21 protein-coding genes are annotated in these 21,196 nt (G+C 69.7%); 14 read left to right on the forward strand and 7 right to left on the reverse strand.

Annotation, left to right across the window (positions count from 1 at the left end; all coding sequences use genetic code 11):
- Positions 1 to 10 precede the first annotated feature (10 nt).
- From H7I87_RS10580 to H7I87_RS10590, 3 genes are read right to left on the reverse strand one after another with little or no spacing between them, the layout of a single operon-like run.
- On the reverse strand, positions 11 to 433 hold the full coding sequence (locus H7I87_RS10580; protein ID WP_003875899.1) for a PPOX class F420-dependent oxidoreductase: 423 nt from the start codon (positions 431 to 433) through the stop codon (positions 11 to 13).
- 4 nt (positions 434 to 437) lie between these two features.
- Positions 438 to 1,544: an acyl-CoA dehydrogenase family protein gene (locus H7I87_RS10585; protein WP_033711352.1), complete on the reverse strand. Its 1,107-nt coding sequence runs from the start codon at positions 1,542 to 1,544 to the stop codon at positions 438 to 440.
- Between the two features lie 7 nt (positions 1,545 to 1,551).
- Positions 1,552 to 2,712 carry an acyl-CoA dehydrogenase family protein gene (locus tag H7I87_RS10590; protein ID WP_023863625.1) on the reverse strand — a complete coding sequence of 387 codons (1,161 nt, stop codon included), beginning with the start codon at positions 2,710 to 2,712 and terminating at the stop codon, positions 1,552 to 1,554.
- Between the two features lie 179 nt (positions 2,713 to 2,891).
- Here H7I87_RS10590 and H7I87_RS10595 point away from each other — a divergent pair, with 179 nt between their 5' ends.
- Genes H7I87_RS10595 through holA form a run of 3 tightly spaced genes read left to right on the forward strand, consistent with a single transcriptional unit; the run spans position 2,892 to position 6,336 of the window.
- A complete protein-coding gene (locus H7I87_RS10595) occupies positions 2,892 to 3,752 on the forward strand; it encodes a ComEA family DNA-binding protein (RefSeq protein WP_033711351.1) in 861 nt (286 codons plus the stop codon).
- 44 nt (positions 3,753 to 3,796) lie between these two features.
- Complete coding sequence (locus H7I87_RS10600) at positions 3,797 to 5,299, forward strand: ComEC/Rec2 family competence protein (protein ID WP_033711350.1); 1,503 nt, start codon at positions 3,797 to 3,799, stop codon at positions 5,297 to 5,299.
- A 59-nt stretch (positions 5,300 to 5,358) separates the two neighbouring features.
- Positions 5,359 to 6,336 (forward strand): DNA polymerase III subunit delta, encoded by a 978-nt coding sequence (gene holA / locus H7I87_RS10605; protein ID WP_019732324.1) that lies wholly within the window; start codon positions 5,359 to 5,361, stop codon positions 6,334 to 6,336.
- Between the two features lie 10 nt (positions 6,337 to 6,346).
- On the opposite strand, the gene rpsT is transcribed toward holA, so the two are convergent.
- Positions 6,347 to 6,607: a 30S ribosomal protein S20 gene (gene rpsT / locus H7I87_RS10610; RefSeq protein ID WP_003875905.1), complete on the reverse strand. Its 261-nt coding sequence runs from the start codon at positions 6,605 to 6,607 to the stop codon at positions 6,347 to 6,349.
- 144 nt (positions 6,608 to 6,751) lie between these two features.
- Between rpsT and H7I87_RS10615 the strand changes: the two genes are divergently transcribed.
- The 4 genes from H7I87_RS10615 (at position 6,752) to H7I87_RS10630 (ending at position 10,975) form a co-directional block, all read left to right on the forward strand.
- Positions 6,752 to 8,428 (forward strand): circularly permuted type 2 ATP-grasp protein, encoded by a 1,677-nt coding sequence (locus tag H7I87_RS10615; RefSeq protein WP_003878386.1) that lies wholly within the window; start codon positions 6,752 to 6,754, stop codon positions 8,426 to 8,428.
- A complete protein-coding gene (locus H7I87_RS10620; protein ID WP_003875907.1) occupies positions 8,428 to 9,405 on the forward strand; it encodes an alpha-E domain-containing protein in 978 nt (325 codons plus the stop codon). Before H7I87_RS10615 ends, H7I87_RS10620 begins: the two co-directional genes overlap by 1 nt.
- Positions 9,405 to 10,244: a transglutaminase family protein gene (locus H7I87_RS10625; RefSeq protein WP_031345064.1), complete on the forward strand. Its 840-nt coding sequence runs from the start codon at positions 9,405 to 9,407 to the stop codon at positions 10,242 to 10,244. The genes H7I87_RS10620 and H7I87_RS10625 overlap by 1 nt, the downstream gene beginning before the upstream one ends.
- A 128-nt stretch (positions 10,245 to 10,372) precedes the next feature.
- The gene (locus tag H7I87_RS10630) at positions 10,373 to 10,975 is read left to right on the forward strand and encodes a hypothetical protein (protein ID WP_019732323.1); all 603 of its coding nucleotides are present in this window, start codon (positions 10,373 to 10,375) and stop codon (positions 10,973 to 10,975) included.
- On the opposite strand, the gene H7I87_RS10635 is transcribed toward H7I87_RS10630, so the two are convergent.
- Positions 10,954 to 11,796, reverse strand: a complete 843-nt coding sequence (locus H7I87_RS10635) for a ribonuclease Z (RefSeq protein WP_019732322.1) — start codon at positions 11,794 to 11,796, stop codon at positions 10,954 to 10,956. The genes H7I87_RS10630 and H7I87_RS10635 overlap by 22 nt on opposite strands.
- 127 nt (positions 11,797 to 11,923) lie before the next feature.
- Here H7I87_RS10635 and H7I87_RS10640 point away from each other — a divergent pair, with 127 nt between their 5' ends.
- Positions 11,924 to 12,352: a CBS domain-containing protein gene (locus tag H7I87_RS10640; protein WP_003875911.1), complete on the forward strand. Its 429-nt coding sequence runs from the start codon at positions 11,924 to 11,926 to the stop codon at positions 12,350 to 12,352.
- A 28-nt stretch (positions 12,353 to 12,380) separates the two neighbouring features.
- Here H7I87_RS10640 and H7I87_RS10645 read toward each other — a convergent pair whose 3' ends face one another.
- Positions 12,381 to 12,983, reverse strand: a complete 603-nt coding sequence (locus H7I87_RS10645) for a type II toxin-antitoxin system PemK/MazF family toxin (RefSeq protein ID WP_009976045.1) — start codon at positions 12,981 to 12,983, stop codon at positions 12,381 to 12,383.
- Between the two features lie 24 nt (positions 12,984 to 13,007).
- Here H7I87_RS10645 and lepA point away from each other — a divergent pair, with 24 nt between their 5' ends.
- Entirely contained in the window at positions 13,008 to 14,942 is a 1,935-nt protein-coding gene (gene lepA / locus H7I87_RS10650; RefSeq protein ID WP_009976046.1) for a translation elongation factor 4, read from the forward strand.
- Between the two features lie 14 nt (positions 14,943 to 14,956).
- Positions 14,957 to 15,715 carry a sensor domain-containing protein gene (locus tag H7I87_RS10655; protein WP_063967021.1) on the forward strand — a complete coding sequence of 253 codons (759 nt, stop codon included), beginning with the start codon at positions 14,957 to 14,959 and terminating at the stop codon, positions 15,713 to 15,715.
- Between the two features lie 12 nt (positions 15,716 to 15,727).
- On the opposite strand, the gene H7I87_RS10660 is transcribed toward H7I87_RS10655, so the two are convergent.
- Complete coding sequence (locus H7I87_RS10660; RefSeq protein ID WP_010949520.1) at positions 15,728 to 17,686, reverse strand: glycoside hydrolase family 15 protein; 1,959 nt, start codon at positions 17,684 to 17,686, stop codon at positions 15,728 to 15,730.
- A 242-nt stretch (positions 17,687 to 17,928) separates the two neighbouring features.
- Between H7I87_RS10660 and H7I87_RS10665 the strand changes: the two genes are divergently transcribed.
- The 4 genes from H7I87_RS10665 (at position 17,929) to cysW (ending at position 21,189) form a co-directional block, all read left to right on the forward strand.
- On the forward strand, positions 17,929 to 18,123 hold the full coding sequence (locus tag H7I87_RS10665; RefSeq protein ID WP_003875916.1) for a hypothetical protein: 195 nt from the start codon (positions 17,929 to 17,931) through the stop codon (positions 18,121 to 18,123).
- Between the two features lie 350 nt (positions 18,124 to 18,473).
- Positions 18,474 to 19,505 carry a sulfate ABC transporter substrate-binding protein gene (locus H7I87_RS10670; protein WP_003875918.1) on the forward strand — a complete coding sequence of 344 codons (1,032 nt, stop codon included), beginning with the start codon at positions 18,474 to 18,476 and terminating at the stop codon, positions 19,503 to 19,505.
- The gene (gene cysT / locus H7I87_RS10675) at positions 19,502 to 20,374 is read left to right on the forward strand and encodes a sulfate ABC transporter permease subunit CysT (RefSeq protein WP_003875919.1); all 873 of its coding nucleotides are present in this window, start codon (positions 19,502 to 19,504) and stop codon (positions 20,372 to 20,374) included. The genes H7I87_RS10670 and cysT overlap by 4 nt, the downstream gene beginning before the upstream one ends.
- Entirely contained in the window at positions 20,371 to 21,189 is an 819-nt protein-coding gene (gene cysW, locus H7I87_RS10680) for a sulfate ABC transporter permease subunit CysW (RefSeq protein ID WP_003875920.1), read from the forward strand. The genes cysT and cysW overlap by 4 nt, the downstream gene beginning before the upstream one ends.
- Positions 21,190 to 21,196: the final 7 nt, after the last annotated feature.

Genomic DNA, 21,196 nt, shown 5'->3' on the forward strand with positions numbered 1-21,196 from the left:
GGGCCGGGGTTCAGTCGGCGACGTCGAAGGCGGAGTTCACCTTCGTCGGCCGAATCCGCACCACCAACTCGCCGGGGACGGCGTTACGCCGGCCGAACTCGTCGGCCCGGTCGGCGCCCATGTACCGCGCGCCGGTCCGGGTGGCGATGTCCAACACCTCGGCGGGGTCCTCGCTCACCGCGGCCACGCCCTGCACCTGGACGAACGAATAGGGCGGATGCGGATCGTCGACGCAGATGACCACCCGCGAATCACGCGCTATCGCACGGGCTTTCGCTGTGCCACGGCCGGTGTTGAAGGCCAGCTCGCCGTCGTCGACCACGAACCAGATCGGCGCGACCAGCGGCCGGCCGTCGGCGGCGACATAGCCGAGCATCCCGGTGCGGGTGCCGGCGGACAGGAACTCGACGACCTCGGCGGACAGCGCGGCCATGGGGTTAGAGGCGGACCAGGTCGTAGTCGCCGAGGTGGTCGATCAGGTTGTGCAGATGCTCACCCGAGGTGCCCAGGGTGTGCTCGATCGCGGTGAGCCGGGCGGCGTAGTGGCTGATCGGGTACTCCGCGGTCACCCCGATCCCGCCGTGCATCTGGATGGACTCCTGCGCGATGTGCCGGCCGGAGCGGCCGATCTGCAGCTTGGCCCGCGAGGCGATGACCGGGTCGATGTTGCCGTCGGCGATCGACATCGCCGCATACAGGCTCATGCTGCGGGCCAATTCCAGCGAGACGTACATGTCGGCGGCGCGCTGGGTGAGCGCCTGGAATTTGTTCAGGGTGACCCCGAACTGCTTGCGGGTCTTGAGGTAGTCGGTGGTCAGGCGCAGCGATTCCTCCATCGCCCCAAGCGCTTCGGAGCACAACGCGGACTGGATGCGGATGATGGCCGCCTCGATGCCGCCCGATGCGTCGGTCGCCTCGCCCAGCGGTTCGGCCGGGGTGGCGTCCAGATCGATTTGGGCGCCCCGCTGCCCGTCGAAGGTGCGGTACGGGTGCCGGGTGACGGCGCCCGCGTCGACCAGGAACAGCCCGGTGCCGCCGTCCGGCAACGCGGCGCTGACCACCAGGGTGTCGGCGCAGTCGCCGGCCAGCACCGGGTTCTTCTGACCGCTCAGCGTCCACGAATCACCTTGCCGCGCAGCCTTGGTGCCCACCTCGGCGGTCGGTTTGCGCTGCCCCGGCTCCAGGTGGGCGAACGCCAGCAGCCGCTGGCCGGCCGCGACCTCGTCCAGCAGTTCCTTCTGGGCCGCGCTGCCCAGCGCGGCGATCAGCGCGCCGGGTCCCAGCGCGGCGTGCAGCACCGGCTCGGGGGCCAGCCGGCGCCCGATCTCGGTGAGCACCACCATGATCTCGATCTGGCCCGACTCGTCGGGATCGGAGCCCAGGCCCAGGATCCCGGTGTCGGCGAGCTGGCTCCACACCTCGCGGCTCCAGCCCAGCTCGGAACCGATGACCTTGTTGCGGCTCTCCGGGTCGTAACTGCGCGACAGCAGATCGCGGGTGGTGTCGCGCAGCAGGGCCTGCTCGTCGCTCAACTGAAAGTCCATGGCTGCCTCACAATCCCAGAATGGTGGACGCGATGATGTTGCGCTGTACTTCGCTGCTGCCGCCGTAGATCGACGTCTTGCGATAGTTCAGGTAGTGCGGCGCGCTGGATTGCGCCCAGGACGGGGAGGCGATGTCATCGGCCTTGGCCGGCAACGCATCCGGGCCGGCCACCTCGACGAGCAGTTCGGTGGCCACCTGCTGCAGTTGGCTGCCTCGCAGCTTGAGCACCGACGACGCCGGGTTGGGCTGCCCGTTTGCCGAGTCGGTGGTCACCCGCGACTGCGTGAGTTCCAGTGCCAGCAGCTCGTTTTCGGCCTCGGCGAGCCGGGCGGCGAACAGCGGATCGTCGAGCACCCCGGTGGCCGCGGCGTGCTTCTTCACCTCGGCCAGGCGCACCTTGGTGCGGCCCACTCCGGCGATGCCGGTGCGTTCGTTGCCCAGCAGGAACTTCGCGTATGTCCAGCCCTGATTCTCTTCTCCGACAAGCTGATCGGCGGGCACCCGGACGTCCTCGAAGAAGACCTCGTTGATCTCGTGGCCGCCGTCGATCGTCTTGATGGGCCGCAGCGTGATGCCCGGGCTTCTCATGTCGAAGAGCAGGAACGAGATGCCGGCCTGGCGCTTGGGCGCCTGCGGGTCGGTGCGCACCAGGCAGAATATCCAGTCGGCGTACTGGCCCAGCGTGGTCCAGGTCTTCTGGCCGTTGACGATGTAGTGGTCGCCGTCGCGCACCGCGGTGGTGCGCAGCGACGCCAGGTCCGAACCGGCGTCCGGCTCGGAGAATCCCTGGCACCACCAGATGTCGAGGCTGGCGGTCGGGGGCAGGAAGCGTTGTTTGACCTCCTCCGAACCGAATTCGGCGATCACCGGGCCCACCATCTTGGTGTTGAAGTTCAACGGCTCCGGGACGCAGGCCAGCTGCATCTCGTCGGCCCAGATCTGGTGCTGGGTGGGCGTCCAGTCCTTGCCGCCCCACTCCACCGGCCAGTTCGGTACCGCAAGGCCGTGCTCGTGCAGGATCTTGTGGCTGGTGACGATGTCGTCCCGGTTCACTTCCGCCGATCCCCGGCGCACCCGCTCGCGCAGCTCCTCGGGAATCTTGGTCGTGTAGATGGTGCGAAGCTCGTCGCGGAACGCGGCTTCCTCCGGTGTGAGCGCCAGTTGCATGGCAGCCTCCTGTCGATTCGGGGTGAACGTGGCGACCCATCGCCCTGGTCGTTCGCTCGGCTTCCATCTTGACCCATCGGGTGCGGGCCCTGTGCACAGCCTCGGGTTAGTCCACAGTTCGGCCCGGCGGCGCCGCGGAGCGGGGCGGTCGCGCCGGTGGGCGGACCTACGGTCGGGCCATGCGAACAGAACTTCCGGCCGAGCGCCTGCAACGGCGGCTGCGCGCCGAACCGGATGCCGATGCCGCGGTGCAGCCCGAGGAGCCCGGGCCAATCGCGGGCGAGGACTTTCCGGATGACGATCAGAATTCGCTGCTGCCGCGGTGGCTTCCCGGCGCGCCGGAGCACCGGGGTTGGGTGGCCCGGATTCGTGCCGACCCGGGACGTGCCGGCGCCATCGGGTTGGCCATCGTGGCGGCGCTGGCCGTGCTGGTCACGGTTTTCACGCTGATCCGCGACCGGCCGGCGCCGGTGATGTCGGCCAAGCTGCCGCCGGTGGAGAAGGTGTCGACCGCGAGCCCACGCTCGTCGGCAAGCCCGAGCGGCGGCCCGGACCGCCCTGTGGTGGTCAGCGTGGTCGGCCTGGTGCACACGCCCGGCCTGGTCACGCTGGCGCCGGGGGCGCGGATCGCCGATGCGGTGCAGGCGGCCGGCGGCGCGGTGAACGGCGCCGACACCGCCGGGTTGAACATGGCCCGGCCGCTGGACGACGGCGAGCAGATCGTGGTGGGCTTGGCCCCGGTGCCGGGACAGCCGCCGGTGCTGGGCAGTTCGGTGGCCGCGGGGTCGACACCGGCCCCGAAACCGCCGCCGGGTCCCGGGGCGGCCAAGGCCAAGCCGAAGACCGGCGACGCGGTCGACCTGAACACCGCGACGGTGCAGGAGCTCGACGCCCTGCCCGGCGTCGGGCCGGTCACCGCCGCCGCGATCGTGGCGTGGCGGCAGACCAACGGCAGGTTCACCAGCGTCGAGCAGCTCGCCGACGTGGAGGGCATCGGCCCCGCGCGGCTGGAGAAGCTGCGCGCTCTGGTCCGTGTCTGAGCGCTGTGCATCCCGGCGGGCCGTCGCCCGAGGGCCGCGTCGATGTGCGGCTGGTGCCGTCCGCGCTGACCTGCTGGGCGGTGACGGCCGGCGGAATCTGGTGGCCGATCGGCCGGGAGCTCGCCTGGTGCTGCGTCGGGTTGCTCGCGATCGCCGGCGCCCTGCGGTGGCGTGCGGCGCGCCGGCACGGCCGGCCGCGGCTGTCGTCGGTCAGCGCCGGGCTGGCGGCGATCGGTGTGGTGGGGGCGGGGTTCGGGTTCGCCGTGGCGCTGCGCGCCGACGCGGTCGATCACCACCCGATCGCCGCGGACTTCGGCGCCAGCGCCCCGGTCACCGTCACCCCCTCCGAGAGCCCGGTGTCGTTGGGCTCCGGGACCCAGGGCCGGCTGATGTTTCGGGCCACCCTGCAACAGCTGCGTTCCGACCAAATGTCCGGGCGGGTCGTTGTTTTCGCGCGCGGCCCGGATTTCGGCGGGCTGATGGTGGGCCAGCCGGTGCGGTTCACCGCCCGGATCGGCCGGCCCACCCGGCGCGACCTGACGGTCGCGGTGCTCACCGCGTCGGGCCGGCCAACCCTGGGCAGCGCGAGTGCCGTGCAGCGGGCCGCGCACGAGGTGCGCCGCCGCTTCGCCGCCGCGGTGCGTGACACGCTGCCCGCCGACCAGGCCGCGCTGCTGCCCGCGCTGGTGCTCGGGGACACCTCGGCGGTGCCCACCCCAACTGGCCGGGACTTCCGGGCGGCCGGCATGACGCACCTGATGGCCGTGTCGGGCGCCAACGTGACGATCGTGTGTGCGGCCGTGCTGTTTTCGGCACGGCTGATCGGCCCGCGGGCGGCGGTCCTGCTGGCGGCGCTGGCGCTGGTGGCTTTCGTCGTCGTGGTGCAGCCGACGGCAAGCGTGTTGCGGGCGGCCGTGATGGGCGCCATCGCGTTGGCGGGCATGCTGACTTCGCGTCGGCGGCAAGCGATTCCGGCCCTGGCCGCCACGGTGCTGGTGTTGTTGGCCGTCGCGCCGCAGCTGTCGGTGGACGTCGGGTTCGCGCTGTCGGTGCTCGCCACGGCCGCGCTGGTCGTTCTCGCGCCGGCCTGGTCGCGGCGGTTGGCGGACCGGGGCTGGCCCAAGCCGTTGGCCGATGCGGTCGCCGTCGCCTGGGCCGCGCAGCTGGTGACCGCGCCTTTGGTCGCGGCCATCTCCGGCCGGTTCAGCGTGGTCGCCGCCGCCGCAAATCTGCTGGTGGCGGCCGTGATCGCACCGATCACGGTGCTGGGCACCGCGGCGGCGGCGCTGTGCCCGATCTGGCCGGCCGGCGCGCGGCTGCTGATCCGTTTCACCGGCCCCGAGTTGTGGTGGGTGGGCGGGGTGGCCCACCGGGCCGCGGGCCTGCCCGGCGCCACCGTGCCCGTCCCGGACGGGACGGCGGGCACGCTGATCGTCGGCGGCGTAACGCTGCTGGCGGTGGTGGCGTGGCGGTGGCGCCGGTTCCGCGCCGCGGCCGCCGCGGCGCTGCTGATCGGCCTGGCCTGGGTGCTGTCCGGGCTGGCGTAGTACCCGGCGAGCGCCGATCCCCGCGCGAGGTCGTCGGTCGGTCGTGACACCATCGTGGAGTGAGCGAGGTTTCGCCGTTACACCTGGTCCTCGGGGACGAGGAACTGCTGGTCGAGCGGGCGGTGGCCGAGGTGCTGGCCGAGGCACGCAAACGCGCCGGCGCCTCCGGTGACGCCGACGTTCCGGTCAACCGGATGCGGGCCGGCGACGTGAGCACCTACGAACTCGCCGAGCTGCTCAGCCCGTCGCTGTTCGCCGACGAGCGCATCGTCGTGCTGGAGGCCGCCGGCGAAGCCGGGAAAGACGCTGCGGCCGTGATCCTTTCGGCGGCCGCCGAGATGCCGGCCGGGGTGGTGTTGGTGGTGGTGCACTCCGGCGGTGGCCGGGCCAAGGCGCTGGCCACCGAGCTGCAGGCCCTGGGCGCCGTGGTGCACCCGTGCGCGCGGATCACCAAACTGAGCGAACGCATCGATTTCGTCCGCAAGGAGTTCCGGCGGCTGCGGGTCAAGGCCGACGAAGAGACCGTGACCGCGATGCTGGACGCGGTCGGCTCCGATCTGCGGGAGTTGGCCTCGGCCTGCTCGCAATTGGTCGCCGACACCGGCGGGGCGGTCGACGCCGCCGCGGTACGCCGCTATCACAGCGGCAAGGCCGAGGTGAAGGGCTTCGACATCGCCGACAAGGCCGTCGCCGGCGACATCGAAGGGGCCGCCGAGGCGCTGCGCTGGGCGATGATGCGCGGCGAGCCGTTGGTGGTGCTGGCCGACGCGCTGGCCGAAGCGATCCACACCATCGGCCGGGTCGGCCCGCTGTCCGGCGATCCGTACCGGCTGGCGGCCCAGCTGGGGATGCCGCCGTGGCGGGTGCAGAAGGCGCAGAAGCAGGCCCGGTACTGGTCGCGCGACTCGGTGGCGGCGGCGATGAAGGTGGTGGCGACGCTCAACGCGAACGTCAAAGGCGCGGTGGCCGACGCCGACTACGCGCTGGAATCCGCGGTGCGCAGGGTGGCGGAGCTGGCCGGCGGCCGCAATCGCTGAGCGGCGGTCCTCAGAGCTTGTTGAGCGCCTGGGCCAGCGCCGACTTCTTGTTGGCGGCCTGGTTCTTGTGGATCACGCCCTTGCTGGCCGCCTTGTCCAGCTTGCGGTTGGTCGACACCAGCAACTCGGCGGCCTTTTCCTTGTCGCCGGCGTGGGCGGCCTCGCGGAACGCGCGGACGGCGGTGCGCAGCGAGGACTTCACCGACTTGTTGCGCAGCCGGGCGCGCTCGTTGGTCTTGTTGCGCTTCTGCTGCGACTTGATGTTGGCCACGCTCGAGTTCCCTTTTCGATCAGACGTTTGCTTGGGCGCCGGATATCTCCACAGCGACTGCCCAGGTTATCAGTGAGTTACGTTTTCTCCCAAAACGGGAAGACGTGGGCTGCCGGGACGTCGATTTGAGGCAGCATCTAAACAGTGAGTCTTTCGAACCAGCTTGAGGACACCGGGCGGGGTTTTCGCGCTGCGCGTTCGGAGCGCATATTCGGCGGCTACAACGTGGCGTCGGACGCCTACGACATGGCCTTCGACGAAATGTTCGACGCCGCGGGCGCCGTGCGCGGCCCCTACAAGGGCATTTACGCCGAGCTGGCGCCGTCGGACGCCTCGGAGCTGAAGGCTCGCGCCGAAGCGCTGTCCCGCGCCTTCCTGGATCAAGGCATCACCTTCTCGCTGTCCGGGCAGGAGCGGCCCTTCCCGCTGGACCTGGTGCCGCGGGTCATCTCGGCCGCCGAGTGGGCCCGGCTGGAACGCGGGATCACCCAGCGGGTCAAGGCCCTTGAGATGTACCTCGACGACATCTACGGCGACCAGGAAATCCTCAACGACGGGGTGATCCCGCGCCGGTTGGTCACCTCCTGCGAGCACTTCCACCGCCAGGCGGTGGGCATCGTCCCGCCCAACGGGGTGCGGATCCACGTCGCCGGCATCGATTTGATCCGCGACGAGAAGGGCAATTTCCGGGTCCTCGAGGACAACCTGCGTTCGCCGTCGGGCGTGTCCTACGTGATGGAGAACCGCCGCACCATGGCGCGGGTGTTCCCGAACCTGTTCGCCACCCACCGGGTGCGGGCGGTCGACGACTACGCCGCGCATCTGCTGCGGGCGCTGCGCAACTCGGCGGCCACCAACGAGGCCGACCCCACCGTGGTGGTGCTCACCCCGGGCGTCTACAACTCGGCGTACTTCGAGCATTCGCTGCTGGCCCGCCAGATGGGCGTCGAGCTGGTCGAGGGCCGCGACCTGTTCTGCCGCGACAACCAGGTGTACATGCGCACCACCGAGGGTGAGCGCCAGGTCGACGTCATCTACCGGCGCATCGACGACGCGTTCCTGGATCCGCTGCAGTTCCGCGCCGACTCGGTGCTCGGGGTGGCCGGCCTGGTCAACGCCGCCCGCGCCGGCAACGTCGTCATCTCCAGCGCGATCGGCAACGGGGTGGGCGACGACAAACTCGTCTACACCTACGTGCCCACCATGATCGAGTACTACCTGGGCGAGAAGCCGCTGCTGGCCAACGTGGAGACGCTGCGGTGCTGGCTCGACGACGAGCGCGAGGAGGTGCTCGACCGCATCGACGAGCTGGTGCTCAAGCCGGTCGAGGGGTCGGGCGGCTACGGCATCGTGTTCGGCCCGGAAGCCTCCGACAAGGAGCTGGCCGCCGTCGCCAAGAAGATCCGCGACGACCCGCGCAGCTGGATCGCGCAGCCGATGATGGAGCTCTCCACGGTGCCGACGCAGGTCGGCAGCTCGCTGGCGCCCCGCTACGTCGACCTGCGGCCGTTCGCGGTCAACGACGGCGAGGACGTGTGGGTGTTGCCGGGCGGGCTGACCCGGGTGGCCCTGGTCGAGGGTTCGCGGGTGGTCAACTCCAGCCAGGGCGGCGGCTCCAAGGACACCTGGGTGCTGGCCTCGCGCGCGTCGTCCGGCGACCATGAACTCGGTGCCGCCGAGGTGGTGCGCTCGTTGCCGACGGCGATGCCCGACCCGCTGGTGGACGATGCGCCGCGGTCGATGGCCCAGCAGCCGCAACCCACCGGGCCGCCCCAGCGCGAGCAGCTCGAGCAACAGCAGCAGCAACGGGCGGGGCGCTGATGCTGGCACGCAACGCCGAGGCGCTCTACTGGATCGGCCGCTACGTCGAGCGCGCCGACGACACCGCGCGGATCCTGGACGTCGCCCTGCACCAACTGCTGGAAGACTCCAGCGTCGACCCGGACCAGGCGTCCCGGGTGCTGCTGCGGGTGCTCGGCATCGACCCGCCGGACCACGACCTGGACGTGTGGTCGCTGACCGACCTGGTGGCCTACAGCACCGGCGCCCAGGGCGGCTGCTCGATCGTGGACGCCGTCACCGCCGCGCGGGAGAACGCCAAATCGGCGCGGGAGGTGACGTCCAGCGAGATCTGGGAGTGCCTCAACACCACCTACCACGCCCTGCCGGAACGGGAACGAGCCGCCAAACGCCTTGGGCCGCATGATTTTCTGTCGTTCATCGAACGACGGGCGGCGATGTTCGCCGGGTTGGCCGACTCGACGTTGTCCCGCGACGACGGGTACCGGTTCATGGTGCTGGGCCGGGCGATCGAGCGGGTCGATATGACGGTGCGGCTGCTGCTGTCCCGGGTCGGCGACAGCGCCTCGTCGCCGGCGTGGGTGACGCTGCTGCGCTCGGCCGGCGCGCACGACACCTACCTGCGCACCTACCGCGGCGTGCTCGACGCCGGCCGGGTGGTCGAATTCATGTTGCTGGACAGGCTGTTTCCCCGCTCGGTGTTCTACTCGCTGCGGCTGGCCGAACACAACCTCGACGAACTGATGCACAACCGGCAGAGCCGGGTCGGGGCCACCGCCGAGGCGCAACGGTTGCTCGGGCAGGCCCGCAGCGAACTGGAGTTCGTCCAGCCCGGTGTGCTGCTGGAGTCGCTGGAGTCCCGGTTGGCGGGACTGCAGCGAACCTGCCGCGACGTTTCAGACGCGTTGGCGCTGCAGTACTTTCACGTCACCCCGTGGGTGGCCTGGTCGGACGCCAGCCAGCGCGCCCGGCTGGTCAGCCGCAAAGGGGACGGCTGATGTGGCGGCTGCGGGTGGTGCACACCACGGGGTACGCCTACCAGTCGCCGGTGACGGCGTCTTACAACGAAGCCCGGCTGACCCCGCGGTCGAACAATCGGCAGAACGTCATCCTCAACCGCGTCGAGACCATCCCGGCGACCCGGTCCTACCGCTACATCGACTACTGGGGGACCGCGGTCACCGCGTTCGACCTGCACGCGCCGCACACCGACCTCACGGTGATGTCCTCGTCGGTCGTCGAGACCGAGCGGGCCGAACGGCCGGCGACCGAGCTGGGCTGGGGTGATCTGCACTCGGAGGCGGTGATCGACCGCTTTGACGAGCTGCTGCGCCCCACCGGGCACGTCCCCGCCAGCAAGCGGGTAGCGTCGGTCGCCAAGAAGATCGCCAAAGCGCATGACCCGGCCGAAGCCGTTGTCGCCGTGGGTAATTGGGTGCGCGGCGAGCTCGAATACCTGCCCGGCACCACCAGCGTGCACTCGTCCGGGCTGGACGCGCTGAAGGAGGGCAGGGGAGTCTGCCAGGACTTCGTGCACCTGTCGTTGATGTTGTTGCGCAGCATGGGAATTCCGTCGCACTACGTGTCGGGTTACTTGCATCCCAAACGCGACGCCGTGGTCGGCGACACCGTGGACGGGCGCAGTCACGCCTGGATCGAGGCGTGGACGGGGGCGTGGTGGAGCTACGACCCCACCAACGACGCCGAGATCACCGAGCAGTACGTCGGGGTGGGCGCGGGCCGCGACTACGCCGATGTCTCCCCGCTCAAGGGCATCTATTCGGGGGAGGGCGCCACCGACCTCGACGTGATCGTCGAGGTGACCCGGCTCGCCTGACCAACGGAGGAGCCGGCGGCCAGCAGGAGAAACGCATGGACGACACCGCGCGCCGCGCCTCCGGGTTGCCGCTGCTGTCCCTGCTCTGCGTCGGCCTGCTGGCCGGCGGGCTCGCCCTCGGGGTCGGGATGGGCGGCGTCATGCCGCTGCCGTACGGCCCGGTGGCCGCGGTGGCGGCCTATGTTCGCGCCCAGCCGGATGCCGTGCGGGTGATCGCCGTCGCGACGTTCGCGTCGTCGGTCCCACTGGCGCTCTACGCGGCGACGGCCGCCGCCCGGTTGCGCCGCCTCGGGGCCGGCCCGACGACCGCCGCGATCACGCTCACCGGCGGAACCCTGGCGGCCGGATTGCTCGCCCTGGCCGGATTGCTCGGCTGGACGCTGTCCCGGCCGGCGGTCACCGCGGACACGGCGGTGGTGGCGGCGCTGTACCTGCTGGTGTTTCTCACCGGCGGGCCGGGGCACATCGTGGCGCTGGGCGTGTTGGTCGCCGCGATGGCGGTGCCCGGCCTGACCCGGGGGGTGCTGCCCCGGCCCGTCGCGCGGGCCGGTCTGGCCACGGCCGCACTCGCCGGGTCGGCGACCGCGGTGCTGATCTGGCCCGCGCTGGGCGTGATCTTGCCGGTCGCGCGGGTGGCGGCGCTGACCTGGCTGCTGGTCGCGGGAATTACTTTGCAGGACAAGGGTTATGGTGACCGGGGCGGTCGAGCTCAGGAGGGCGCGTCGACCTGAACCCGGTGCAGGTCGTCCCCGAGTTCGACGCGTCCGGCGAACTCGCGGGCCGCCAGCGCCCGCCACTGTTCTTCCTGGCCCGCCACCAGCGCGGGCACGTAGTGCGTCATGACGAGGGTGCCCACCCCGGCGCGGGCCGCGGTCGCCGCGGCCTCCTCGACCGAGGAGTGGTAGTCGCAGATGTCCTGCAGCCGCTGCTGCGGGATGGTGGCCACGATGTCCTTGCGGATCACGGTGTGCACCAGCGCGCCGGCGCCGGCCGCCAGCTCGTCGAGTCCGGCGCACGGCACGGTGTCGCCGGCCAGCACCACCGACGCGCCCTGGTATTCGACGCGGAACCCGATGGTCGGGGCCACCGGCCGGTGGTCGGTGGGGGCCACCCGGATCGACACGCCGTCGCGGTCCCACACCGGGCCGTCGGTGTGCTCGCGCACGTCCACCGCCGGGGGCGCGTTGAGATCAGCGTGATGGGCGATCCGGTAACCGATGTCGTGCCGCAGCGCGTTCAGCGTGGCCGCCACCAGCTCGGCCGTGCCGGGCGGCCCGATGATGGGCAGCGGCACCGGGTCGGGGGTGAAGGTGCTGATCCACCGCGTGATCAGGACGTCGCCCAGGTCGCCGACGTGGTCGCTGTGCAGGTGGGTGAGCAGCAGCGCCGACAATCCGGCCGCGCCCACTCCCACCGCCGCGGCGCGCTGCAGCACCCCGCGTCCGCAGTCGACCAGGAACACCTGCCCGCCGGCGCGCACCAGGGTCGACGGCCCGGCGCGGTTGGGGTCGGGGATCGGGCTTCCGGTGCCCAGCAGGGTGACCTCGATCATGGGGCCTATCTTGCAGGGCCTGGAGCTTGGACACGATCTGTTTGCAGGTTCTCCTGGTGGCTTTTGCGCCGCGCGAGTTCGCCGTAGCCTGGTGTGAAGCGGCTCACAAACCCGGCTGGAGGCCTCGATGCGGATTGCGGACGTGTTGCGGAACAAGGGCGCGGCGGTGGTCACCATCAATCCCGACGCCACGGTTCGTGAGCTGATCGCCGGCCTGACCGAACAGAACATCGGCGCCATGGTGGTGGTCGGCGCCGAGGGTGTGCTGGGCATTGTGTCGGAGCGCGACGTCGTGCGCCAGTTACACGTTCACGGCGCCAGCGTGCTGTCCCGCCCGGTGTCCAAGATCATGACCACCACGCTGGCCACCTGCACCAAGACCGACACCGTCGACGAGATCAGCGTGCTGATGACGCGCAACCGGGTGCGGCACGTGCCGGTGCTGGACGGCAAGAAGCTGATCGGCATCGTCAGCATCGGCGACGTTGTCAAGACCCGGATGGAAGAACTCGAGGCCGAACAGCAGCAGCTGCAGTCCTACATCACGCAGGGCTGATCGCCCCCGGTTCGCCGAGCGTGCAGACCTAGCTCCAGGCGTACTGCGCGCGCAGCCGCGCGGCCACCACGTCGAAGACCTCCCGATCCAGGATGGCCCCCTCGCGGCGGATGCCCTCTTCGGGCACCACCAGCACCCGGTCCAGCCGGACCCAGCTCGGCCTGCCCTCGTAATCCCAACTGCCGGAACCGATTCCGACCCATTCCGGATCGGCGGCATGACGCTCCTGGCTGGACACCATCAACCCCAGCAGGGTGCTGCGGTCGCGTCCCACCACCAGGACGGGCCGGTCCTTGCCGCGGCTGGGATCGTCCTCGTAAACCACCCAGGTCCACACGATCTCGCCGGGATCGGCCCGGCCGTCCAGTTTGGGCGCGTACACCAGCTTGCGGGCCCGCTGCGCGGTGGGCAGGCTGCTGCGGGTCACCGGCCGGCCCAACACGGCGGTGTCCGGCGGCGGGGGTGCGGCGGCGGCGATGACGTTCGCGGTGATCTTCACGGCCTGCTGCAGCTCGCGCAGAACGGTCTGCGAGTTCTGCACATGCCGCACCAGCCGCGGCGCGCGATCGAAAACCAGGTTCTCCGCGAACCGCTGAAACGCCTTCCACTGCGACTTCCGGGCGGACGCCATATTCGCAGCATAGACGCGCCGATTGTGCCGCAGTCCGGCCGCGCCGATACGCTGGACACACTTGCGAACCGCCGTCTAGCAGGCCCGGACCAGGAGATACCCATCAGCAGTTTCGCCGACAAGACCTTCACCGCGCCGGCGCAGATTCGCAACTTCTGCATCATCGCCCACATCGATCACGGCAAGTCGACGCTGGCCGACCGGATGCTGCAGCTCACCGGTGTCGTCGACGAGCGGTCGATGCGCGCCCAGTACCTGGACCGGATGGACATCGAGCGGGAGCGCGGCATCACCATCAAGGCGCAGAACGTGCGGCTGCCCTGGCAGGTCTCCGGCGGCGAGGATGCCGGCAAAGAATTTGTCCTGCACCTGATCGACACCCCGGGCCACGTCGACTTCACCTACGAGGTGTCGCGCGCACTGGAGGCCTGCGAAGGTGCCGTGCTCCTGGTCGACGCCGCGCAGGGCATCGAAGCCCAGACGCTGGCCAACCTCTACCTGGCGCTGGACCGCGATCTGACCATCATCCCGGTCCTCAACAAGATCGACCTGCCGGCCGCCGACCCGGACCGCTACGCCGGCGAGCTCGCCCACATCATCGGGTGCGAACCCGACGACGTGCTGCGGGTGTCCGGCAAAACCGGGGAGGGCGTGGCGCGGCTGCTCGACGAGGTGGTGCGCCAGGTGCCGCCGCCGCAGGGGCAGGCCGATGCGCCGCTGCGCGCGATGATCTTCGACTCGGTCTACGACATCTACCGCGGCGTGGTGACCTACGTGCGGGTGGTCGACGGCAAGATCACCCCGCGCGAACGCATTGCGATGATGTCCACCGGCGCCACCCACGAACTGCTCGAAGTCGGCATCGTCTCACCCGAGCCGAAGGCCAGCGACGGCCTGGGCGTCGGCGAGGTGGGCTACCTGATCACCGGGGTGAAGGACGTCCGCCAGTCCAAAGTGGGCGACACCGTCACCAGCGCGCGCCACGGCGCGCAAGAGGCGCTGACCGGATACCGCGAACCCAAGCCGATGGTCTATTCGGGTCTGTATCCGGTGGACGGCTCGGACTATCCGGATCTGCGCGACGCGCTGGACCGGCTGCGGCTCAACGACGCCGCGCTCACCTACGAACCGGAGACGTCGGTGGCGCTGGGCTTCGGATTCCGCTGCGGCTTTTTGGGTTTGCTGCACATGGAGATCACCCGCGAGCGCCTGGAGCGCGAGTTCGACCTCGACCTGATCTCGACGTCGCCCAACGTGGTGTACCGGGTGATCAAAGAGGACGGCACCGAGATCGTGGTGACCAACCCGTCGGACTGGCCCGAGGGCAAGGTGCGCACGGTGTACGAGCCGGTGGTCAAGACCACCATCATCGCGCCTAGCGAATTCATCGGCACCATCATGGAGCTGTGCCAGTCCCGCCGCGGCGAGCTGGGCGGCATGGATTACCTGTCGCCGGAACGGGTCGAGCTGCGCTACACCATGCCGTTGGGCGAGATCATCTTCGACTTCTTCGACTCGCTGAAGTCGCGGACCCGCGGCTACGCCAGCCTGGACTACGAGGAGGCCGGCGAGCAGGAGGCCCAGCTGGTCAAGGTGGACATCCTGTTGCAGGGGGAGGCCGTCGACGCGTTCAGCGCGATCGTGCACAAGGATGCGGCGTTCGCGTACGGCAACAAGATGACCACCAAGCTCAAGGAGCTGATCCCGCGCCAGCAGTTCGAGGTGCCCGTCCAGGCCGCGATCGGCTCGAAAATCATTGCCCGCGAGAACATTCGGGCCATCCGCAAGGACGTGCTGTCCAAGTGTTACGGCGGTGACATCACCCGTAAGCGCAAACTTCTGGAAAAGCAGAAGGAGGGCAAGAAGCGGATGAAGACCATCGGCCGGGTCGACGTGCCGCAGGAGGCGTTCGTCGCGGCGCTGTCCGCCGACGCCGCGGGCGACAAATCCAAGAAGTAAGGCAACGAATAGCGATGCGGATTTTCACGGCGGCGACGCTGCTCACGGCGGTCGCCGCGCTGGCGGCGGGCTGCGGCGGGGTGGTGTCGGGCACGGCCAAACCCGCGCCCAACCTCAAACCGCGACCGCTCAGCGGCGCCACCGTCCAGCAGGTGCTGCTCGACGGCCCGACCCTGTCGCGAATGCTCAACCAGCCCTTCGTCGCCCGGGATCCGGCCCAGGTCGGCGGCCCGGAAAAGCTCTACCGGGGCAGCCGGTCGGCGTCGCAGACCGGCTGCCTGGGCGTGACGGCGATGCTGCAGAAGAGCGTCTACCCCGCCGCCGACGTCCGCGACGTCGCGGCCGAATCCTGGTGGAACAACGGCGAACCCGCGCAGGTGATCACCGTGATGGAGGGCGTGGTGACGTTGCCGTCGGCCGCGCAGGCCCAGGCGCTGTTCGCGCAGTTCTCCCGGCAATGGCAGCAGTGCAACGGCATGACGACCTCCGAACAGAGCGGCCCGATCAGCACCACCAACGTCATCAGCGACGTGCGGGCCACCGACACCGCCGTCGCGGCGACCAAGACCGCCACCGCGGTGCTGCCCAACATGCCGGCCCTGCGGCCCACCCCTCAGGGGCGTGCCCTCGGTGTCCGGTCGAACTGCCTGGTCGAGGTCGAGGTGGTGTTCTTCGGCGGGCGACGGTCCTCCGACCCCGGCTCGGCCGACCTCAACACCAGCGCGCTCGACATCGCGCACGCGATGATGGATCGGGTCAGCGCGCTGGGCTGACCCCGGTGCGGCTCACATGGGCGCGTTGGCCGGCTGGAACATCCCGGAGCCGTCGGCTTCCTCCTCGGCGCGGATGACGTGCACCACCGCGTTGATCAGCGCCAGGTGGGTGAATGCCTGCGGGAAGTTGCCCAACTGGCGACCGGTCCGCGGTTCGATCTCCTCGGCGTAGAGGTGCAGCGGGCTGGCGTAGGACAGCAGCCGCTCACACAGCCGCTTGGCGCGCCGCACCTCACCGATCTCGACCAGCGCCGAGACCAGCCAGAACGAACAGATGGTGAAGGTGCCCTCCTCGCCGGAGAGCCCGTCGTCGGTCTCCTCGACCCGGTAGCGCAGCACCAGGCCCTCCTGGGTGAGTTCGTCGGCGATCGCCAGCACGGTGTTGCGCACCCGCGGGTCGTCGGGCGGCAGGAACCGGGTCAGCACCACCAACAGCAGCGAGGCGTCCAGCGCGTCGCTGCCGTAGCGCTGGGTGAACACCCCGCGGGAGTCCACGCCGTGCGCCAAAATGTCGGCCTTGATCTCCTCGGCGATGTTGCGCCACTGCTGGGCGTAGCTCTTCTCGCCCTGCCGCTCGGCCAGCTTGGCGCCGCGGTCCAGCGCCACCCAGCACATCACCTTCGACGAGGTGAAGTGCTGCGGTTCCCCGCGCACCTCCCAGATGCCGCGGTCCGGCTCCCGCCAGTGCTTGATCGCCTCTTCCACCTGCTTCTTCAGCACCGGCCACAACGTCTCGGGAACCTGTTCGCGCGACTTGGCGTGCAGGTAGAACGAGTCCAGGATGGAGCCCCAGATGTCGTGCTGGACCTGGTCGTAGGCGCCGTTGCCGATGCGCACCGGCCGGGCGTGGTCGTAGCCGGACAGGTGGTGCAGCTCCTCTTCGACCAGGCTGCGCTCGCCGCCCACCCCGTACATGACCTGCAGCGGATGCCGCTCGTTGTTGTTGGCGCCGGAGACGTCGGCGATGAAGGCGAAGAAGTCGTCGGCCTCCCGGTCCAGCCCCAGCGTGTACAGGCCCCACAACGCGAACGTCGAGTCGCGCACCCAGGCGTAGCGGTAGTCCCAATTGCGTTCGCCCTGAGGGGTTTCCGGCAGCGAGGTGGTGCTGGCGGCCAGCAGCGCCCCGGTGGGGGAGTAGGTCAACCCCTTCAGGGTGAGCGCGCTGCGCTGCAGGTATGCCCGCCACGGGTGGTCGGGGAAGTTGCCGATGTTGATCCACTGCCGCCAGCACTCGGTGGTCTGCCACATCTTGTCGGCGGCTTCCTGGTAGGTCTGCGGCGGCGGATGCTTGGTCCAGCTCAGCGCGACGAACACGTCGTCGCCCTCTTTCATCCGGGTGCGGGCCCGGGCTTCCCGGCCTTCCAGCCCGATGCGCAGGTTGGTGGTGAGCCGCAGCGTCGGGTGGGCGTCGGGCTGCTTGGTGGCGCGGGCGATGGCCTCGCCGTAGGCGTTGGCGGAGTACTCCCAGGTGGCGCCGACGCGGTGGTAGTCGAACGCCGGCTCGCAGCTCATCATCAGCTCGACGGTGCCGCTGACGCAGCGCACCGTGCGCAGCAGGATGTGCTCGGCGTCCCAGTCCATCGGGGTGCGGCGGTGGGTGCGCGAGCGTCGCTCCAGGTCGTGCCAGGGGCCCATGACCAGCGCGTCCCGTACGATCAGCCATCCCGTGTGGGTCTGCCAGGTGGTTTCCATGATCAGGCTGCCGGGCAGGTAGCGGCGGGCCGACGGGACGGACACGCCGTAGGGTCCCAGCCGGAAATGGCCGGCGCTGCGGTCCAGGATCGCCCCGAACACGCTCGGGGAGTCCGGTCGGGGCACACACATCCATTCCACCGACCCGGCCGGAGAGATCAGGCAGGTGGTTTCCCAGTCGGACAGGAATGCGTAGTCGGCGATCGGGGGAAACGGGTTCCGCAGGGCTGCGTTGGGAGCAAGCGGCCCGGGTGTGCGCAGGTCGATCGACGACTCCATCGACGTCGCGGGGGCTGCGCGGAAGGGTTCCTCGGGCATGGTGTCGGCCGGTTGGTCGTCGGGTTGAGCGTGCAGAACCATCTGGACATCATCGACTGCGCGGCGGCCCTTCGTCCAACGTTTCGGCCGCGCGGCAAAGTCGGCGTGCTTTTTCCCTCACCGTGACTTTGACGCCGGAGCGGGCCGGTACGCCCGTCTTCACACATTGGTCTTCGGCCGCCGGGCGCAATAGGGTGAGCTCCGTGAACGCGTTCCTCAACTGGTGGGACGGCAACGAGCTGTGGCTTTCCGGGCTGGCCTTCGTGCTTCAGGCCATGGTGGTGATGCCGATCGTGCTGGCGGTGGCCTACGTGACGGCGGCGTTGCTGGACGGCCTGCTCGGCAAGGGCATCGCCCTGATGCGCCGCGCCCGCCAGGCCGGCGGGACCTCCGGATAACCCGGATGCCTCGCTCGCACGTGACGCTGGTGCTCGCCATCCTGGTGGCGCTGGTGATCATCACCTGGCTGGTCACCCATCTGATGCACCGGTAGGGCGCCGACGCGATCCCCGCAACGGCCAGCCGTGCGGCGGTCCGGTGGCGGCCCCGTCAATTCCTGTTAGGCTTCCGGCCATGCGTGCGGCGTTCGGCATTCCGGGGTGCTATGCCTTCATGCACTGTTGTCGCTGACTCCCAAGCCCGTGTGCGGTCTGGTTCCGGAGTTCTCGAATTCTCCTGACGTTCTAGTTGCCTTTCCGCCGAGACGGGACACCGAGATCCGCTAAGTTCTCCCACCGGAAGGCCATCGATGGACATCAGGACCGCAGCGCGCTGGCGGCCTGTTCTCGCCCTTGTTCTCACCGCCGGTGTCGTGGCCGGATGCCACGGCGGCGCCAGCGATGCCGTCGGCGGCACCGGGCCGGCCGACGCGCGCACCAGCATCACGCTGGTCGCCTACTCGGTCCCAGAACCCGGATGGAGCAAGATAATTCCGGCGTTCAACGCCTCCGACGAGGGCAAGGGCATCCAGGTGGTCACCTCCTACGGGGCCTCCGGTGACCAATCCCGCGGTGTGGTGGACGGCAAACCCGCCGACGTGGTGAACTTCTCCGTCGAACCCGACATCGCTCGCCTGGTCAAGGCCGGCAAGGTCGCCAAGGATTGGAACACCGACGCCACCAAGGGGATCCCATTCGGCTCGGTGGTCACGCTGGTGGTGCGCAAGGGCAATCCGAAGCACATCAAGGATTGGGACGACCTGCTGCGGCCCGGCGTCGAGGTGATCACGCCCAGCCCGCTCAGTTCCGGGTCGGCCAAGTGGAATCTGCTGGCGCCGTACGCCGTCAAGAGCGAGGGCGGCGCGCACGGCGACGCCGGCGTGGACTTCATCCGGAAGTTGGTGACCGAACACGTCAAGTTGCGTCCGGGATCGGGGCGCGAGGCCACCGACGTCTTCGTGCAGGGCAGCGGTGACGTGTTGATCAGCTACGAGAACGAGGCCATCGCCACCGAGCGGGCGGGAAAGCCGGTCGAGCACCTCAATCTGGCGCAGACCTTCAAGATCGACAATCCGGTCGCGGTGGTCAACACCAGCCCGCACCTGCAGGCCGCCGTCGCGTTCAAGAACTTCCAGTACACCGCGGCGGCCCAAAAGGTTTGGGCGCAAGCCGGTTTCCGGCCGGTCGACCCGGCCGTCGCCGCCGACTTCCGCGACCAGTATCCGGTGCCGGCGAAGCTGTGGACCATCGCCGATCTGGGCGGCTGGAGCGCCGCGGACCCGCAGCTGTTCGACAAGAACACCGGCAGCATCACCAAGATCTACACGCAGGCCACCGGATGACGGCCATCACGCCCGACCCGCTGGCGATCCGGCCCGAACTCGGCGGCGACCCCGGACACCAGCCGGTGCCCGGACGCGGCCGCGGCACCACCGCGCTGCGGGTGGGGGTGGCCACGGTGTGGCTGTCGGTGATCGTGCTGTTGCCGCTGGCCGCCATCGCCTGGCAGTCCGCCGGCGGCGGATGGCACGTGTTCTGGCTGGCGGTCACGTCGAACGCCGCGCTGGAATCGTTCCGGGTGACGCTGACGATCTCGGCCGGGGTGACCGTGCTCAACCTGGTCTTCGGCCTGGTGATCGCCTGGGTGCTGGTGCGCGACGAGTTCCCCGGCAAGCGGCTGGTCGACGCGATCATCGACCTGCCGTTCGCGCTGCCCACCATCGTGGCCAGCCTGGTGATGTTGGCGCTGTACGGCAACAACAGTCCGGTGGGTCTTCACCTGCAGCACACCGCGGCGGGTGTGGCGGTGGCGTTGGCCTTCGTCACGCTGCCGTTCGTGGTGCGTGCGGTCCAGCCGGTGCTGCTGGAGCTGGACCGCGAAACCGAGGAGGCGGCCGCGTCGCTGGGCGCCAGCGGCCCGAAGATCTTCACCTCCGTGGTGCTGCCGGCGCTGCTGCCCGCGTTGTTGTCCGGTGCGGGCCTGGCGTTTTCACGCGCGATCGGCGAGTTCGGCTCGGTGGTGCTGATCGGGGGTGCGGTGCCGGGCAAGACCGAAGTGTCCTCGCAGTGGATCCGGACCCTGATCGAGAACGACGACCGGACCGGTGCCGCCGCGATATCGATTGTGCTGTTGGCGATTTCCTTTGTGGTGCTGCTGATCCTGCGGGTGGTCGGTGGGCGCGCGGCCAAACGCGAGGAGCTGGCCGCATGACGTCGTCGCCCGGGGTCCGCTATGGCCTGCGATTCGTGGCGCTGGCCTACATTTTCGTGCTGCTCGTCATTCCGGTGAGCCTGATCCTGTGGCGGACGTTCCGGCCCGGGTTCGGCCAGTTCTATGCCTGGGTCAGCACCCCCGCGGCGATCTCGGCACTGAACCTGACGCTGCTGGTGGTGGCCATCGTGGTGCCGCTCAACGTCTTCTTCGGCATCCCCACCGCACTGGTGCTGGCGCGCAACAGGTTTCGGGGCAAGGGCGTGCTGCAGGCGATCATCGACCTGCCGTTCGCGGTGTCGCCCGTCATCGTGGGCGTGGCGCTGATCGTGCTCTGGGGTTCGGCCGGTGCGCTCGGGTTCGTCGAAAAGGACCTCGGCTTCAAGATCATCTTCGGTCTGCCCGGCATCGTGCTCGCCAGCATCTTCGTCACCCTGCCGTTCGTGGTGCGCGAGGTGGAACCGGTGCTGCACGAGCTGGGGACCGACCAGGAGGAGGCGGCGGCCACCCTGGGTTCGGGCTGGTGGCAGACGTTTTGGCGGATCACGCTGCCGTCCATCCGGTGGGGCCTGACCTACGGCATCGTGTTGACCATCGCACGTACCCTGGGGGAATACGGCGCGGTGCTGATGGTGTCGTCGAACCTGCCGGGGAAGTCGCAGACGCTGACCCTGCTGGTCTCCGACCGCTACAACCGGGGCGCCGAGTACGGCGCCTACGCGTTGTCGACGCTGCTGATGGGGGTTGCCGTGCTGGTGCTGGTTTTCCAGGTGGTTCTCGATGCCCGCCGCGGCCGCGCGGCCCGGCAGGCCTGACGAGGAG

Origin of the sequence: Mycobacterium timonense, from assembly GCF_025821985.1 — a bacterium.
Classification (GTDB): domain Bacteria; phylum Actinomycetota; class Actinomycetes; order Mycobacteriales; family Mycobacteriaceae; genus Mycobacterium; species Mycobacterium avium.